At 69.7% G+C, this 16,862-nt stretch carries 9 protein-coding genes; 3 read left to right on the top strand and 6 right to left on the bottom strand.

Going from position 1 to position 16,862, the window contains the following annotated elements; genetic code table 11:
* Nucleotides 1-28: 28 nt before the first annotated feature.
* Nucleotides 29-1,216, bottom strand: coding sequence for an acyl-CoA dehydrogenase family protein (locus ACEVFP_RS06275; protein ID WP_375002787.1), 1,188 nt, complete (start codon nt 1,214-1,216; stop codon nt 29-31).
* A 143-nt stretch (nt 1,217-1,359) separates the two neighbouring features.
* Here ACEVFP_RS06275 and ACEVFP_RS06270 point away from each other — a divergent pair, with 143 nt between their 5' ends.
* Entirely contained in the window at nt 1,360-3,153 is a 1,794-nt protein-coding gene (locus tag ACEVFP_RS06270; RefSeq protein WP_375002786.1) for an acetyl/propionyl/methylcrotonyl-CoA carboxylase subunit alpha, read from the top strand.
* 66 nt (nt 3,154-3,219) lie between these two features.
* Here ACEVFP_RS06270 and ACEVFP_RS06265 read toward each other — a convergent pair whose 3' ends face one another.
* The 3 genes from ACEVFP_RS06265 to ACEVFP_RS06255 all read right to left on the bottom strand — a co-directional run bounded on the left by ACEVFP_RS06265 (nt 3,220) and on the right by ACEVFP_RS06255 (nt 8,933).
* On the bottom strand, nt 3,220-4,380 hold the full coding sequence (locus tag ACEVFP_RS06265; RefSeq protein WP_375002785.1) for an N-acetylmuramoyl-L-alanine amidase: 1,161 nt from the start codon (nt 4,378-4,380) through the stop codon (nt 3,220-3,222).
* Between the two features lie 47 nt (nt 4,381-4,427).
* On the bottom strand, nt 4,428-7,247 hold the full coding sequence (locus tag ACEVFP_RS06260) for a SpoIID/LytB domain-containing protein (RefSeq protein WP_375002784.1): 2,820 nt from the start codon (nt 7,245-7,247) through the stop codon (nt 4,428-4,430).
* A gap of 318 nt (nt 7,248-7,565) precedes the next feature.
* Nucleotides 7,566-8,933, bottom strand: coding sequence for an NAD(P)H-quinone dehydrogenase (locus ACEVFP_RS06255; protein WP_375002783.1), 1,368 nt, complete (start codon nt 8,931-8,933; stop codon nt 7,566-7,568).
* A 190-nt stretch (nt 8,934-9,123) separates the two neighbouring features.
* Between ACEVFP_RS06255 and ACEVFP_RS06250 the strand changes: the two genes are divergently transcribed.
* Both ACEVFP_RS06250 and ACEVFP_RS06245 read left to right on the top strand, forming a co-directional pair.
* Nucleotides 9,124-9,915: a purine-nucleoside phosphorylase gene (locus tag ACEVFP_RS06250; RefSeq protein WP_375002782.1), complete on the top strand. Its 792-nt coding sequence runs from the start codon at nt 9,124-9,126 to the stop codon at nt 9,913-9,915.
* Nucleotides 9,916-9,953: 38 nt separating this feature from the next.
* Nucleotides 9,954-11,597 (top strand): phospho-sugar mutase, encoded by a 1,644-nt coding sequence (locus ACEVFP_RS06245; RefSeq protein WP_375002781.1) that lies wholly within the window; start codon nt 9,954-9,956, stop codon nt 11,595-11,597.
* A gap of 153 nt (nt 11,598-11,750) precedes the next feature.
* Here ACEVFP_RS06245 and ACEVFP_RS06240 read toward each other — a convergent pair whose 3' ends face one another.
* Together ACEVFP_RS06240 and ACEVFP_RS06235 are read right to left on the bottom strand one after the other, a co-directional pair.
* Nucleotides 11,751-14,606 (bottom strand): ExeM/NucH family extracellular endonuclease, encoded by a 2,856-nt coding sequence (locus ACEVFP_RS06240; RefSeq protein WP_375002780.1) that lies wholly within the window; start codon nt 14,604-14,606, stop codon nt 11,751-11,753.
* Nucleotides 14,606-16,825: a 5'-nucleotidase C-terminal domain-containing protein gene (locus ACEVFP_RS06235; RefSeq protein WP_375002779.1), complete on the bottom strand. Its 2,220-nt coding sequence runs from the start codon at nt 16,823-16,825 to the stop codon at nt 14,606-14,608. The genes ACEVFP_RS06240 and ACEVFP_RS06235 overlap by 1 nt, the downstream gene beginning before the upstream one ends.
* Nucleotides 16,826-16,862 lie beyond the last annotated feature (37 nt).

The raw sequence follows: 16,862 nt of genomic DNA, 5'->3' as shown, positions 1-16,862 counted from the left end.
ACCCCGGCGAGCACGGGCGCACAGGACCTCACTCCACCGGCAGGCCGAGACCGCGGGCGATGAGCATGCGCTGGACCTCGCTGGTGCCTTCACCGATCTCCAGGATCTTGGCGTCACGGTAGAAGCGCGCGACGGGGTACTCCTCCATGAACCCGTACCCGCCGAAGACCTGCGTGGCGATCCGGGTGGCCGAGACGGCCGCCTCGGACGTGTAGAGCTTGGCGACGGAGGCGGCCTGCTTGAGCTCTGCTCCGCTGACCCCACCCCCTTTGAGCGCAGCATCCTTGAGCGCTGCCGCGCGATAGGTGATGGCGCGGCCCACGTCGGCCATCGTGGCCAGGTCGGCGATCTGGAAGGCGACGCCCTGCTTGGCGCCGATCGGCTTGCCGAAGGTCGTGCGTTCTCCCGCGTAGCTCACGCAGTGCTCGAGGCAGGCCTGGATGCAGCCCACCGCGAGTGCCGCGATCGCGATGCGGCCGTCGTCGAGCGTCGCGAGGAACTGGGCGTACCCACGACCCCGCTCGCCCAGGAGGTGGTCCTGAGGGACGCGAGCGCCCTGGAAGGTCAGCGGATGGGTGTCAGAGATGTTCCAGCCGAGCTTGTCGTAGGCGGGCTCGACGATGAATCCCGGCGTCCCCGACGGAATGGTGATCGTGGAGATCTCCGCGGAGCCGTCCTCACGCGTGCCGGTGCGCGCCGTGACCGTCACCAGGGAGGTGATCTCGGAGCCGGAGTTGGTGATGAACTGCTTGGCCCCGTCGACGACCCACTCCCCCGCCGTCTCGTCGAGGACGGCCCTGGTGCTGGTTGCTCCGGCATCTGAGCCCGCGCCCGGCTCGGTGAGACCGAACCCGGCAAGGGTCCGACCCGCCACCAGGTCGGGCAGCCAGCGCTCCTTCTGTTCCTGGGTGCCGAAGGTCAGCAAGGGGTTGATCCCCAGGCCGACGGCGGCCTCCAACGTGACCCCGAGGGCCTGGTCGACCCGCCCCAGCTCCTCGATGGCGACGCACAGGCTCGTGAAGTCGCCGTCTGCCCCACCGAACTCCTGCGGCGCAGTGATACCGAAGAGCCCGAGCTCGCCCATCTCCTGCACGACGTCGACCGGGAAGTGGTGGTCTGAGTCCCACTGTGCGACGTGCGGCGCGATCCGGCTCTCGGCGAACTCCCGCACGACGCGACGGAAGTCCTCGTGCTCCTTCGACAACATGGCAACCATGCACCAAGGTTAACACTCATTAACCGCACCTGGAGCCCGCGCACCACCTCGCCGGCACGCCGCCACGTGACGCACCTCATCGTCCTGTCCCCCTCCGGGGGCCCTAGACTCGGCACGCAGTCCGCCCCACCCGAGGAGAACGAGTGAGCAAGCACGCCGGCACGAAACCGCTGCGCAAGGTCCTGATCGCCAACCGTGGCGAGATCGCCGTCCGCGTCATCCGCGCCTGCAAGGACTCCGGCATCGCCAGCGTCGCCGTCTACGCCGAGCCCGACCGCGACGCCGTCTTCGTCCGGCTCGCCGACGAGGCCCACTCGCTGCAGGGCGCCACTCCCGGCGACTCCTACCTCTCGATCGAGAAGATCATCGCGATCGCCCAGAAGACCGGCGCGGACAGCGTCCACCCGGGCTACGGCTTCCTCGCCGAGAACGCCGAGTTCGCGCAGGCCGTCCTGGATGCCGGCCTGGTGTGGATCGGTCCACCGCCGTCGGCGATCGAGAACCTCGGCGACAAGGCCAGGGCCAAGCACATCGCACAGAAGGCCGAGGCCCCCCTCGCTGCAGGCACCAAGGATCCGGTCGAGAATGCCGACGAGGTCGTCGCGTTCGCCCAGGAGCACGGACTGCCCGTCGCGATCAAGGCCGTCTTCGGCGGCGGCGGTCGCGGGCTGAAGGTCGCTCGCACGATGGAGGAGATCCCTGAGCTCTACGACTCGGCCGTGCGTGAGGCAGTGAGCGCGTTCGGACGCGGGGAGTGCCTCGTGGAGAAGTTCCTCGACAAGCCGCGCCACGTCGAGACCCAGTGCCTGGCCGACCAGCACGGCAACGTCGTGGTCGTCTCGACCCGCGACTGCTCGCTGCAGCGCCGCCACCAGAAGCTCGTCGAGGAGGCACCCGCCCCGTACCTGAGCGAGGACCAGGTCGAGCGGCTGTACTCCTCGAGCAAGGCCATCCTCAAGGAGGCCGGCTACGTCGGCGCCGGCACGTGCGAGTTCCTCGTGGCCCGCGACGGGACGATCAGCTTCCTGGAGGTCAACACGCGCCTGCAGGTCGAGCACCCGGTCTCCGAGGAGGTCACCGGCATCGACCTGGTGCGCGAGATGTTCCGCATCGCCGCCGGTGAGGAGCTCGGGTACGACGACCCCGCGATCATCGGGCACTCCATCGAGTACCGCATCAACGCCGAGGACGGCGGCCGCGGCTTCCTGCCCGCCCCCGGCACCCTCACGGCGTGGGAGCCGCCGGCCGGCCCGGGCGTGCGTGTCGACTCCGGCTACGTCAACGGTGAGACGATTCCCGGCGCGTTCGACTCACTCGTCGCCAAGCTCATCGTCACCGGCCGGACGCGCGAACAGGCCATCGAGCGTTCGCGTCGAGCCCTCGATGAGTTCGTCGTCGACGGCATGCCCACCGTCATCCCGTTCCACCGCGACGTGCTGGACGACCCGGCCTACAACGCCACGAACCCCGACGGCTCGCAGGGCTCCTTCGACGTCTACACGACGTGGATCGAGAACGAGTACGACAACCATCTGGAGCCCTACACCGGCCCGTCGGAGACCGATGAGCCGGGCGAGCGCGAGCGCGTCGTGGTCGAGGTGGGCGGCAAGCGCGTCGAGGTCGTCCTGCCGGGCGGGCTCGGTGCGGCTGCGCCTGCCGCCGGCGCCACGAAGCCCAAGCGCAAGGCCCGCGGTGGGGGCGGTGCGGCTGTCTCCGGCGACTCGCTCACCTCGCCCATGCAGGGCACGATCGTCAAGATCGCCGTCGAGGAGGGCCAGCAGGTTGCCGAGGGCGATCAGGTCGTGGTCATCGAGGCGATGAAGATGGAACAACCCATCAACGCCCACAAGGCCGGCACCGTCACGGGCCTGAAGACCGAGGTGGGTGCCACCGTGGGTGCCGGCGAGGTCATCGCGGAGATCGCCGACGCCGGGTGACCCGCAGGCGCCGCGCGCATCCCACGACGGCCCCGGCGTCGAAGGGCGCGGGGGGTGAGCTCCGGCTCAGCGCGCGTCGGCGATGGCCTTGGCGGCACGGTCGCGCAGGCCGCCGGGGTTCTTCACCCAGTTGACGCCGTTCTTGCCCGGGCAGGCCGTCGCGCTCACGTTCCTGTGCATCGAGATGCGGTGGAGGTTGTGGCCGCCGACGTTCATCCTGCCCTTGGCCGGGATGTCCTTGCTGCCCAGGCGCCACGCGACCAGCCGGACCACCGCGTTCCGCTGGGCCCTGGAGGTGTGTGCCTCGTCGTAGTTGCCCATCATCGAGATGCCGACGAGGTGCCGGTTGAGGGTCGTGCTGCCGGCGTGGGCACCACGCACCATACGGGTCCAGCCACCCTTGCGGCCCTCGAAGATCTGGCCGTACTTGTCGACCAGGAAGTTGTACCCGATGTCGCACCAGCCCTGGCCGCGCACGTGGTACGACTGCATCGAGCGGACGATCGAGGCCGACTCGCTCTTGGCGTAGGAGTTGCTGCCGGCGGTGTGGTGGATCATCACACCGCGCAGCTTTCCGTGGACGGGCTTGTCGCAGGTCCGTCCCTTCCCCGCACCCCACGAGGATCGGGAGATCACCGACGGACGAGGAGGCCCAGTCGACTCCGCTGACGCAGTGGAGGACATCTCCTGCGCCCCCACCCCACCGACGGGATCCTCGCCCCCGTCGACCGTGACGACCTTCAGGTCCTCAGGCAGGCGCTCGAGGCCGTCGACCCGGACGGACACACCGTCGGACTCACCGACCCACACCGGGTCGGTCCCCGCACGGACGGCGGCGTCCCCCTCGGCACCGGTCTCGTCGACCTCCAGGTCGATCCACTCCGACCACTCGCCGTCCTGACGCACCTGCGTCCGCACCCGCATACCCTCGACGTCCTCGGCCCCCTCCCAGGTCACGCCGACCAGCTCGAAGGCATCGCGATCCTGACGCTGCAGCACGGCGGCAGCATCCTGACCCTGCGAGCTCAACGTGCTGGTGGTCTCGAGCGCTGTCTCCTGCAACGACGCGCCGCTCGGCGCTTGCGCGTCGTCCTGCAGGACCACTGCCCGTGGTGCGCTCGCACCAGAGACATCGGCTGAGGCCTGGACGGTGGCAGAGACGATGAGGACGTGCGCAACGGCGAGTGCCGGGACGGCCCCACCGATGCGCATCAGGGTGCGACGCATGCTGCTCCAGACATGTGTGAGATGTGCTTGCCGATGATCTGGTGGAGTCAGAAGCCGAACCAGTCGGACTTCAGCCCAAAGGCCCAGCGGGCATCAGTGCCCGAGATCGTCACGGTCCTCTTGCTGCCGACGAGCTGCAGGCTGCTGACCCGTCCGCCCATGGAGCCGTGACCATTGCGCTTGGTGACCTTCAGCGTCTTCAAGGTGCCGATGCTGGGGTACTTGGACTGGATCGTGGACTTGTTCACCGCCTGCGACCATGAGTGGTTCTGGTTGGCGGAGTGGTTGTCCCACGGATCGCTGACCGCCTTGAGGTAGGGCCGGGAGCCCTGGTTGGTGAAACCTCCGGAGGAGGACGAGTACTGCGTGACGGCCGGCTTGCCGTCGTGCATCAGCACCCGGTTGGAGGTGGATGCGACCGCCGCGTTGGTGTTGGCGTGCTCCGCGCTGACGCCGCCGTAGACCTGGCAGGACGTGGTGTCACAGATGTCGTACCAGGCGCTGGGGGTGATCGACTGCAGCCCGTAGGTCCGCGCCGCGATGGCCTGCGCCCTCAAGGCCTGGGTGGGCCAGGAGGCAGGCATCTCCCTGGCCACGACGCCCTGCGTGTAGTCGTTGAGGTGCACGACGTTGACCGTGTGCCGCAACGTCGCCGTCGAGTGCGGGCGGGCTGCTCGCAGCTTGTGCCGGTAGGTGACCGTCTTGCCACCGGGAAGCACGAGCTGCATGGTCGGTGCCGCGAAGTCCGCCGAACCGTGCCACACCAGTGACTTGTAGGTTCGCCACGTCGAGCCCGACTTGTAGCGCAGCGTCGACTGCCGCTTGTTGGAGGCATACGGCTCGATGCGCCAGTGCGAGACCGTACGACCCGAGACCGTGGTGGGCAAGGTGATGCTGCGCGAGCCCTGCAGGAACCTCAGGCCGGACCTGGCACGCACTGCGGTCGACCCGTCGTTGTCAGCGGTCACACGCACCCGGATGTACCTGGACCGGCTGGCCAGCGACGTCCCGGGGTAGTACTTGGCGAGGATCCTGGAGGCCAGCACCCCCTTCTGAGCCCCTCCATGAGCGCCCCACTGGCTCATCCCGATGCCGTGACCGTACCCGTGCCCCTTGAACGTGACGCTCGAGGCCGAGCCCACGGAGCGTTGGTTCACGGTGCTCGTCGTCGCCGCCGAGGTCCTGCCGGAGGCCACCGAGCTGTACCTGCTCAGCTGTGCGTTGGTCACGGAGTGCTTCACGGTGACCCGGACGTAGTAGGTCGTCGACGGCTGGATGTTGGAGATCGTTCCGGAGTTGGTCGAGAACGCTCGATAGCTCGGGTTGGCCATGTCCGGCGTGCGAGCGATCTGCACGACGTACTTCTTGGCGCCCGCCTGGGCGTTCCAGGCCAGGGACACCGAGGAGCTGGTCGTGCTCCTGACCCTCATGCTGCCCGGAGCGGCCCAGCGGTAGGTGGTGCCCCTGACGGCGCCACTCCAGGGGCTCAGCGCCTCGCGCCTCAAGGAGTGCTCGACCTTGATCCTCACGTGATAGGTCTTGTCCGGCTCGAGCCCGCCGATCACACCGGACGTCCTGCTGAACGCGTAGTACCGGGAGTTCGACATCGACGAGCTCGTCGAGACCTGTGCGACGTACTTCTTGGCGCCGTCGACCTCGTTCCAGCTCAGGCGGAGCGACTTCGTCCCGTCCGGGGTCGCCTTCAGGCCGGTCGGCGCGTCCCAGCGGTAGGTCCCCGCCTTGAGCCGCTTGTCGACGGAGTCACGCAGGCCGCCACTGCGGGTCACCCATTGATAACCCATCCGGCCCGGACACTCGGTGGCCTTGACGTCACGGTGACCGATGATGCGCTGCACGCTCTTGCCGTCCAGCGTGTGGGTGCCGCGGGCCGGCACGCCGGCCAGGGAGAACCGCCACGCCACCAGGTCGGCCACGGCTGCACGGGTGGCCAGCGGCGGTTGGACATTGGTGAACGTGCCCATCATCGCCACACCCACGGTGTAGGTGTTCGCCCCGTTCGTGCCGGCATGGGCGCCGCGCACCATCTTCGTCATGCCACCGACACGACCCTCATAGATGCGGCCCCAGCGATCGACCAGGAAGTTGTAGCCGATGTCGCACCAGCCCAGCGACTGGTGATAGCTCTGGTAGGAACGCAGGATCCCTGCAGCCTGCCCCTGCGAGTAGGTGTTCGAGCCGGCCGTGTGATGGATCGTGGCGCCGCGGGTGCTGCCGTAGCGCGGCTCAGCGCATGCCGTGGAGCTGACTGGCTTGGCGCCCCACGACGCGCGCCGAATGATCCCCGGCCGCTCCGTGGTGGCAGACGTGGCCTCGATGAGCCCGTCCTTGCCAGGATCGATCGTCGCGACCTTGACGTCCTGCGGCAGGTCGCCACTGGGCGAGGTGATCCGCACGTGGACACCATCACCACCCTCATCCACCCACAACGGCTCGGTGTGGTGACGGCCGCCCTCCACGTCGTCCATGGGCTCGACGTCCAACGTCTCGAACCCGCTCCACTGACCATCGTGGCGATAGCTCACCTGCACCTGCAGGTCGGTGCCACCACCGGTCCACGTGACCCCGGCCATGTTGAAGGGGTCCGTCTGCGTCCGCTCCAGCTCAGCCACCGGGGCGTCGGGATCGCCGCCACCGACACCCTCCGGCTCACCCTCGGACTCGCCCTGCGCACCCGGTGACTCCGGCTCCCCCTCGGGAACGATGTCCTCGGTCAGTGGAACCTCGGTCTCCTCCAGCGTCGACTCCTCCCCCTGTGAGGAGACGACCCGCGGATCGGGACCGTCGACGCTCGTGCCAGCCAGCACCGTCGCACCAAGCACGGCGACAGCCAGCACCAACGTTGACAAGCGATGAAAGATTGACCAGGAGATCATGGGGGGAAGACCGATCCGTGTGACTGGTGTGACAGATGTGACGATTGTTCCGACGCGCAGATCATCGCCCCCCAGACCGGGCCTTGTCCAACGGGACCACCTGACCTGCAGAACTACAGCCCTGTCATTCACGCGGACGGAGCCTCGCCGCACAGTCGACCTCTCGCGCCGGGGACGCCGGCATCTCCGCTCACGACTGCACCACGGCCCTTCGGGCGAGATTCTGCATGGGTGCGGCCGCCGGCCCCTGCCACGGTCGGACCTACAGGCGGCGGACCTGAGGCACTGTCATCATGCTCGGTGCAGCCGGCGGGCGGCCTCGGCCACCGAGCCGGACAGCGACGGGTAGATCGTGAAGGCATCGGCCACCTGGTCGACGGTCAGCGAGGTCGACACCGCGAGCGACAGAGCATGGACGAGCTCGCTGGCGCGGGGCCCCACGACGACACCACCGACGACCGCTCCCCCGCCCGAGCGCGCGAACAGCTTGACGAAGCCGTGATGGACGCCCTGCATCTTGGCGCGCGGGTTGGCCGCGAGCGGCAGCATCGTGACGTCGACCTGGATCTCGGACTCCTCGACCTGCCGCTGCGAGAGTCCGACCGTGGCGATCTCGGGCGAGGTGAAGATGTTGCTGGAGACCTTGTCCAGGTCCAGCGGCAGCACGGCGTCGCCCAGCAGGTGAGACATCGCGATGCGTCCCTGCTGCGCCGCGACGGAGGCGAGCATCAGCACGCCCGTGCAGTCACCAGCGGCGTAGATCCCGGGCGCCGAGGTCCGCGAGACCCGGTCGACCTGCACGAATCCACGGTCGTCGAGCGTGACTCCTGCGTCCTCGAGCCCCAGCCCGGCGGTGTTGGGGATGGACCCCAGCGCGAGCAGGCAGTGCGAACCCTCGATGCTGCGACCGTCGGTCAGGGTCACGACGACACCGTCGCCCCGGCGCTCGACCGAGGCCATGCGGGACGTCCCCATCACTGTCATGCCGCGTTCGGTGAAGACGTCCTCGATGAGGTTGGCGGCGTCCTCGTCCTCACCCGGCAGGACACGATCACGGCTGGAGACCAAGGTGACCCGCGCATCGAGTCCGTTGTAGGCGCTCGCGAACTCCGCCCCGGTCACCCCGGAGCCGACGACGATCATGTGCTCCGGAATCTCCTGCAGGCCGTAGACCTGCTCCCAGGTGAGGATGCGTTCGCCGTCGGGCTCGGCGTCAGGGCTCACACGGGGATGCGCCCCGGTGGCCAGGAGGATGCCGTCGGCCACGACGTCCTGGTCGCCCTCGGGCCCTGAGACGCGCACGCTGCGTGCACTCGTCAGTCGAGCCGTCCCTGTCAGCACGCGCACTCCGCTGGCCCGGAGCCGCTCGGCGATGTCTGCAGACTGCGCTGCCGCCAGGCGCAGCACGCGGGCGTTGACGCTCGACAGGTCCGCGCGCACCGTGGACGGCACCTTGACGCCGAGCTCGGCGGAGGTCTCGACCTCGTTCAACAGGTCGGACGTCGCGATGAGGGTCTTGCTGGGAACACAGTCGGTGAGCACCGTCGAGCCACCCACACCGTCACGTTCCACGAGCGTGACGTCCGCTCCAAGCCGAGCAGCGACGAGCGCCGCCTCATACCCTCCGGGGCCTCCGCCGACGATCGCCACATGTGCCACGGGCTCATTGTCGCAGCCGGGGTGTGGCAGCTCGATCCGGGCAGGGCCTCACGCCGGCTCGGCGCCGCGGCCCGCACCCAGCCCGGCGACCAGACGGTGCGTGGGCGCCTCGAGACCTGGGATCGCGCCGCCATCAGCGCGCATCCAGCGTGCTGCCGATGATCTCGCGCACTCGGCTAAGGTACGGCAGGTGAGCACCGCTGACCTCGCACGACAGGCCGCGCAAGCCCTCGCGGAGCGAACGGGGGTGGAGCGCCACGACGTCGCCCTGGTCATGGGTTCGGGCTGGCTCCCGGCCGCCGATGCGCTCGGGGCGCCGCGGGCCGAGCTCGCGGCCAGCGACCTGCCCGGCTTCCTCAAGCCGGCCGTCGAGGGGCACGGAGGCACCATCCGTTCGGTGGCCCTCGGGGACAAGAACCTGCTGCTGTTCCTCGGCCGCACCCACTTCTACGAGGGCCACGGCGTGGCGACGGTCGTGCACGGCGTCCGCACTGCCGCGGCCGCCGGCTGTCGTGCCATCGTCCTCACCAACGGGTGCGGTGGTCTCGACCCGTCGTGGCAGCCCGGGACCCCGGTGCTCATCAGCGACCACATCAACCTCACCGCCACCTCCCCGATCGAGGGGGCGAACTTCGTCGACCTCACCGACGCCTACTCCCCCCGTCTGCGGGCGCTGTGCCAGGAGGTCGATCCGACGCTCGACGAGGGCGTCTACGTGCAGTTCCCGGGGCCCCACTACGAGACGCCGGCCGAGATCGCCATGGTGAGGACGATCGGTGGGACGCTGGTGGGCATGTCCACCGTCCTGGAAGCCATCGCAGCCCGCGAGGCCGGGCTGGCGGTGCTGGGTATCTCACTGGTCACCAACGCGGCCGCAGGCATGAGCGGCCAGCCGCTCAACCACGACGAGGTGCTCGAGGCCGGACGGAACGCAGCCGCCCGCATGGGTGAGCTCCTCGGCCAAGTCGTGCCCCGAGTCTGAGAGCCCCCGAGCCTAAGAGCAGTGTCTGAAGGAGCGCCATGAACGTCGAGCAGTCCGCCCGCGCCTGGCTGGCCCAGGATCCCGACGCCGTCACCCGCGCCGAGCTGCAGGAGCTGCTCGACGCCGGTGACACGGCAGCCCTCGAGGACCGGTTCCGTGAGCGGCTGCAGTTCGGCACGGCAGGCCTGCGCGGCGCCCTGGGGGCCGGGCCCAACCGGATGAACCGGGTCATCGTCGCCCAGGCCGCTGCCGGTCTGTCCCGCTACCTGCTGGACCGTGAGGACTCGCCCTCCGTCGTGGTGGGCTACGACGCGCGGCACAACTCCGACGTCTTTGCCCGCGACACCGCCGAGATCGCCCAGGCGCTCGGCGTCCGCGCGTACGTCCTGCCCGAGGCGCTTCCCACGCCGGTGCTGGCGTTCGCGATCGGCCACCTCGGCTGCTCGGCGGGCGTCATGGTGACCGCGTCGCACAACCCACCACAGGACAACGGCTACAAGGTCTACCTGGCCGACTCCAGCCAGATCGTCCCACCGGCCGACACCGACATCTCTGCCGCGATCGATGCCGTGGGCCGCGTCGACGAGCTGCCCCGCAGCGAGAACTACGACGTGGTGGGTCCCGACGTGGCCGAGGCGTACCGCGCAGCGGTCGCCGGGCTCAGCGGCACGCTGCGCGGGCCTGACGCGCGTCCGCAGGATGTCGTCGCCGTCTACACACCCATGCACGGCGTGGGCCGCGACACCGTCGTCGACGTCGTGGAGCGCGCCGGGTTCGCGCCGCTGCACGTCGTGGCGAAGCAGGCCGAGCCCGACCCCGACTTCCCCACCGTCGCCTTCCCGAACCCCGAGGAGCCCGGAGCGATGGACCTCGCGCTCGCCCTGGCGGACGAGGTCGGGGCGGACGTCGTCCTGGCGAACGACCCCGACGCGGACCGCTGCGCGGTGGGAGTCCGAGCGGCTGGCCGGACGCACATGCTGACCGGCGACCAGGTGGGCGCGTTGCTGGCCGACCTGCTGCTGCGGCGTGGCGTGGACGGCGGCTACGGAGCCTCGATCGTCAGCTCGGACCTGCTGGGACTGCAGGCCGCCGCCCACGATCGTCGGTGGCACCAGACCCTCACAGGCTTCAAGTGGCTCGGCAAGATCGACGACCTGGCCTTCGGCTACGAGGAGGCGCTCGGGTACAGCGTCGCGCCGCACATCGCCCGCGACAAGGACGGCATCTCCGCCATCCTCGCCGTGCTCGAGCTGGCCGCTGAGCTCAAGACCGAGGGCCGCACCCTGCTGGACCGGCTCGAGGAGATCTACACCGAGCACGGCCTGCACGTCACCGACCAGCTCTCGGTGCGGGTGGAGGACCTCTCCATCATCGCCAGGGCCATGGCCACGTTGCGCACCTCGCCCCCGTCGACGCTCGGGGGGCTGGCCGTGGACTCCGTCGACGACCTCGAGCTGGGCTACCGTGGCCTGCCGCCCACCGACGGCATCCGGCTCGGTCTGGACGCCACGGACGGCATCACCGGAGCACGGATCATCTGCCGACCGTCGGGCACCGAGCCCAAGCTGAAGTGCTACATCGAGGTGGTGGTGCCGGTGACGTCGATGGACGAGGCACGCATCCGCGCCCGCGACGCCGTCGAGGCGATCAAGGCCGACCTGGCCGTCGCGCTCGGGCTCTGAGCGGCCCCATCCGAGACTCACTCACCCACCCCGGTCTTCTGCTGCTCACCGGCCTTTGCAAGCCGGGGTGAGCAGCAGAGAACCGGGGCATGTCACCTGATTCCCATGAACTCATGGGAATCAGGTGGCGCGTGGGGCCGGGGAGGCGGGCGCTCAGCCGGGGACGCGGTACGTCGTGCTGGAACCCTTCGTGGCCGGGTCACCGCTGTAGTCCACGGTGTACTCGCGTCCGGCCTGCAGGCCTGCAACGTACGCGGTGGCGGCTCCGTCGCGGACGACTCCCAGGCCCACGGGCAGGAACCCGCGTCGCACCAGGACCACACCCGAGTCCACCACGCGTCCCGGCGTCGTGACCTCCACCGACAACCGGCCCAGCAGCCCGGTCCGCGCATCGGTGACTGAGAGCAGCGACGGTGACCGGCCCGGGTCATCGTCCCCGGCGAGCGCAAAGCCCACCACGACCGGGTCGTGATCGCTGGCGCGAAACACCGACTCGTCGAACAACGACGTGACGTTGGTGTTGAACCGGCTGTACTCGCGGCCCACCGACTCATCGGTGTTGATGCTCCAGATGTCGGCGCCCGTCACCCTCTCGAAGGCCGCCTCGGAGGCGAAGACATGATCGAGCGAGCCGACCTGCCCGCCGAACTGGTAGGTGTACCCCGCCTCGAAGGAGCGCGGCGCGTCCACGAACCCCGCGTCCAGGATCACCTCGACCGGGTCCTCACGGCTGTAGGAGTTGAAGTCTCCGGTGAGGAAGGTCAGCTCCGTGCCAGCCGCCTCGGCCTGTTCCTGCGCGAACCCGACCAGTGCCGTCGCCTGACGCACCCGGGAGGCGTTGGATCCGCCCTGTCCGTCTCCGGTGTCTGCGTCGTCGCCCTCACCGGACCCCTTGGACTTGAAGTGGTTGTTGATCACCACGAAGTCGTCGTCCGGCCCGCCGGCGGTGGGCCGGAAGGTCTGCGCCAGCGGCTCACGGGCATTGTCGAAAGCAGTACTGTCTGCCGCCCACGGCCCGGCACCCCCGCCGGCGCCGAGGATCACCGACTCCCCCACTGCCTCGAGGGACTCGGCGTCGTGGATGAAGGCGGTACGGATGACGTCCTCGCCCTCAGGCACCGCGTCGGGAGAGAGGACGGCCGCCCAACGCTCACGGCCCGCGTCCTCGTTGAGCGCGCCGACCAGGGTGCGCAGCGCGGTGTCGCGGTCGAGGCCGAACGCGGCAGAGTTCTCGATCTCCTGCAGCGCGACGACGTCGACGTCGAGGCTGTTGACCGCCTCGACGATCTTGGCCTCCTGCCGCGCCAGGTTGGCCTCGTCGGCGGCCCCGCGCGGACCGACGCCCGTGCAGGTGTCGACCGTGATCGGGTCGCCGTCGCGATCCTCGTAGTAGCGGCACGTGCCCATGCCCGCGTCCTCGTAGGACTCACCGGTCGTGACGAAGTAGTTGAGGACGTTGAACGCGGCGATGCGCACATCCCCGGGAACCTCGCCGGGCGCGGCCTCACGCGTGTCGCCGAACGTGACCGGCTCTGTCTCGGCGGTCAGCGGCTCCGTGGGCTGCAGACGCCACAGGCCGAAGCGGTAGTCCAGGACGACCGGCTCGCTGACCCGGGCCGGGGCACCGACGCGAACCTCGTTGTCGCCGCGCAGCCAGGAGACCGGATCGTGCCGTGCCGCACCGGACAGGAAGTTGGTGGACCGGCCGTCGTCGAGCGTCACGAGGCGGCGCTCGTTGTCCGCCACGAGCGCGTCGTACTCCGCAGTGCGTGGCCGCTCGACGTCCGTGGGTTGAGGCAGCGGCGTCGTGCCGGCAGCCAGGCCGATCTCCCCGAACTGGTTGGTGGCGTAGTTGTTGGTGACCGTCAGGTCCCCCCGAGGAGCCACGAGCATCCCCTCCAGGCTCTCGCGCTGCTCCTCGGTCATCGGGAAGGTGACCTCGGTGGGCTTGACCGCCTCGACGGGCTCATCGAGCACCGAGTGCTCGGTGGCGACGATCGTGGTCAGGCCGAACTGCTCCTCCACCGTGCCGACGACCTCCACGTGATCGCCCACCTCGGCGTCAGCGGCCAGCGCGTCCGACGCGACGAACAATCCGTGCGACGCGCCCCCCGGCCCGGCACCCCCGCCGGTGTCTTCCGCCGCCCCCGGCCCGGCACCCCCGCCGGTGTCTTCCGCCGCCCCCGGCCCGGCACCCCCGCCGGTGCCGGCGGTCTGCACATAGGCGCCGTCGAACCCGCCCTCGGGGTAGGCCGCCGTGACGACACCGGTGGTGCGGACGTGCTCGCCCTCGACCGGGCTCGAGTCCCCCTCGCCCTGGATCTCGGCGATCTCAAGATCCTCCGGATCCCCGGGCTCCCCCGGGCCGGAGACGTCGCACACCTCGCCACACGGCTGCGGAGTCGGCGCGGCAGCGGTGAAGTCGGCAGCGTTGTCGTCGGTGTCGACGGCCTCGTCACGGTTCAGGGACGCGGTGACCGAGTAACCGGCGGCCGGCCCCGAGCCCTCGAACGTCGTCGACGCGCCATACCCGACCAGGTCGACCAGCTCGTCTGAGCCGAGCACCGTCTCGCGGTCGCCGCTCAGGGCCGACGTGGACCGAGCGAGGGCCAGCGTCCCACCGTTGGCGTTGCCGGAGAACGCCACCGACGACGCGACGTCGGGCGTGGGCAACGCCTCGCCGTGGTCCGCGTTGCTGTTGCCGCCCACCAGCAGCGTCCCGCCGGCCGGGATCTCGTGCTCGCCCAAGGCGATGACACCGGTGAAACGGTCCGCGGAGGCGTACGAGCGGTACTGCACGGACCACCCCGAGACGTCGACGGCCTCCTCGGTGGGGTTGTGCAGCTCCACGAACTTGTTGCGGTACGTCGCGCCGGTGCTGCCTGCGTTGACGTAGGCCTCGGCGATGACGATCTCGGAACCATCGGGCTCACCCTGGGCCGACCCGGGCAGCGCGGCCACCGTCCCGGCCGCGAGGGTCGCGGCCAGGACCGTCGCGAGGCGTCTCATCAGAACAGGCCCTTGACGACCCTCAGCGCGACCTCGGTCTCGGCAGGCCCGTAGTCGTCGTCGCCTCCGTAACGGACCGTGAGGGTGTGACGGCCTGCCTCCAGGTCACCGGTGCCGACGAGGGCGATGCCGTGACCCCGCCACAGCTCGGTGGATCCGAGCTCGGTGTCACCGTCGAGCACCTGGACGGTGCCGGTGGGTGTGGCGCCGTCACCATCCACCTGGACCAGCACCGGCAGAGGGAACCCCTGGGGCACGAACGGCAGCGTGAGCGCCGTGACCGTGGCGGCCGTGGCCGTCTCCTCGATCGTGATCGGCAGCTCGGCGACGGTTCCGCTGGGCTCGGCCTCCACCCGGATCACTGACTCACCGCTGGCATCGTCGGGCAGCGTCACCGACGGGCTCGCCGCGCCGTCGCTCACGGCGGCCTCACCGAGGGGGCTCTCCTGCTCACCCTGGACGAGCGTGAGGGTCACGGACTCGTTGGCGGGGCTACCGAGCGAGGTGAGGTCGAGCAACGGCAGCTCGAACGCGACATCGTCACCGGCGTCGTAGGAATCCTCCAGACCGTCAACCTGCACGGCGTGCCGTCCGAAGTCCGGCGAGATCGGGGAGTTCTCACTGAGGTACTCCACCCACGCCTCGAAGTCGATGATCCCGGTATCGGTGGCCTCTCCCTCGGGGAAGGCATGGAAGTTGTCCCCGCCGGCTGCCAGGAACGAGGGCACCGCGACGCGGTAGCTCTCGTTGGCGGAGACCGGCTCACCGTCGACGGTCAGCGAGGTGATGCGCTCACCCTCCGGCCGGCTCGGGTCGAAGGTGTAGCGGACGTTGTCCGACGTGCCCAGCTGCAGGTACGGACGCGAGGGGACCTGCCCGCCGGCGTCACGCTGCCACTGCTGCTCGAAGACGTCCTTGAGCAACTCGCCACTCAGGGTCACCGAGCTCAGGTTGTTGGCGAACGGCATGACCGCGTTGGCCTCGGCCAGGGTGACCACGCCGTCGCCTCCCGCTCCCTCGAAGAGCAGGTCGTCACGCAGGCCTCCGGGGTTGACCACGGCAAGGTCCGCACCGGCGGGCAGCTCGGAGACCTGCGCGTAGGTGGCCTCTGCCACGAGGTTGCCGAGCGTGGACTCGCTGGACCGGTCGTCGCGCTCGCCGCCGGCGAAGGCGGTGGTGATGTCAGCGGTGATCTCCCCGACCGGCTCCTTGCCGATCTCGTCGGCCACGGCGATCGCCTCCTCGACGATGTCCTTGACCTCCTTGACGCGCGGGAAGGCGTCGACGAGCTCGGCGTCGTCGGTCTCCACACGGGGGACGTTGGACTGCGTGTGGGCCGACACGTCGCCGGAGTCCGGGTCGACGGCGAGCTCGACCTTGCCGATGTTCTCGCCGTAGCTCCCGGTCTGGACCACAGGCCGCGTTCCTCCACCCGGCTTGGGCGCCTCGTGGGCGTACTCCTGGTGCGTGTGGCCCATGAAGAGCGCGTCGACGTCGCCCGAGGTGTCCTCGACCATGGACCGGAACACCTCGCTGTCGGCGAGAGCGTCCTCCAGCGACGCCGATCCTTCGGGAGCACCCTCGTGGTACGCCGCGACGATGACGTCAGGGGCCTCGGGTAGCTCCTGGAGCTCCTCGACCGCCTCGTTGACCGCCTCCACCGGATCGGTGAACTGCAGGCCCTCGATGCCAGACGGGTCGACGAGGGTCGGGGTCTCCTGGCTCACCGCGCCCACGACACCCACCGAGAGGCCGTCGACGTCCACGACCTCGTACGCCTGCAGAGCAGGCGAGCCGTCCTCCAGCAGCACGTTCGCCCCCAGGATCGGGCGGTCGGTGGCGGGCACGACACGATCGGCCAGGTCGTCGAAGCCCCGGTCGAACTCGTGGTTGCCGACTGCGGTGGCGTCGAGCTCGAGCGCGTTGAGCACGTCGATCGTCGGCTGGTCCTGCTGGCTCGAGGAGGCGAAGAGGGACGCACCGATGTCGTCGCCGGCCGAGAGCACCAGGGTCGAGTCGTCCCCGGCCTCCTCACGGAGCTGCTCGATCGTCCCGGCGAACTTGACGGTGTTCTGATCGATCCGTCCGTGGAAGTCGTTGATGCCCAGCAGGGTGATGTCGACCTGCTCGGCGGCGTGCGCTGGAGCGGCGGCCAGGATGGATCCGGCCAGGCTTACGGCACAGGCGGCCGCGACGAGCCGGCTCTTCAGGGTGGTCATGGTGTCGTTGCTCCCCCACGTCGGTGCTGCGTGATGT

Source organism: Aeromicrobium sp. CTD01-1L150, from assembly GCF_041951745.1.
In the GTDB taxonomy this organism is placed as follows: Bacteria; Actinomycetota; Actinomycetes; order Propionibacteriales; family Nocardioidaceae; genus Aeromicrobium.
Note: the sequence above shows the minus strand (reverse complement) of the source record. Positions and strands in the feature narration are given on the sequence as shown.

Bases quoted from the DNA above. Each gene is read 5' to 3' on its own strand.
- ACEVFP_RS06275 (WP_375002787.1), bottom strand. From the start codon at position 1,216: ATGGTTGCCATGTTGTCGAAGGAGCACGAGGACTTCCGTCGCGTCGTG.
- ACEVFP_RS06265 (WP_375002785.1), bottom strand. From the start codon at position 4,380: ATGCGTCGCACCCTGATGCGCATCGGTGGGGCCGTCCCGGCACTCGCC.
- ACEVFP_RS06245 (WP_375002781.1), top strand. From the start codon at position 9,954: ATGAACGTCGAGCAGTCCGCCCGCGCCTGGCTGGCCCAGGATCCCGAC.
- ACEVFP_RS06240 (WP_375002780.1), bottom strand. From the start codon at position 14,606: ATGAGACGCCTCGCGACGGTCCTGGCCGCGACCCTCGCGGCCGGGACG.
- ACEVFP_RS06235 (WP_375002779.1), bottom strand. From the start codon at position 16,825: ATGACCACCCTGAAGAGCCGGCTCGTCGCGGCCGCCTGTGCCGTAAGC.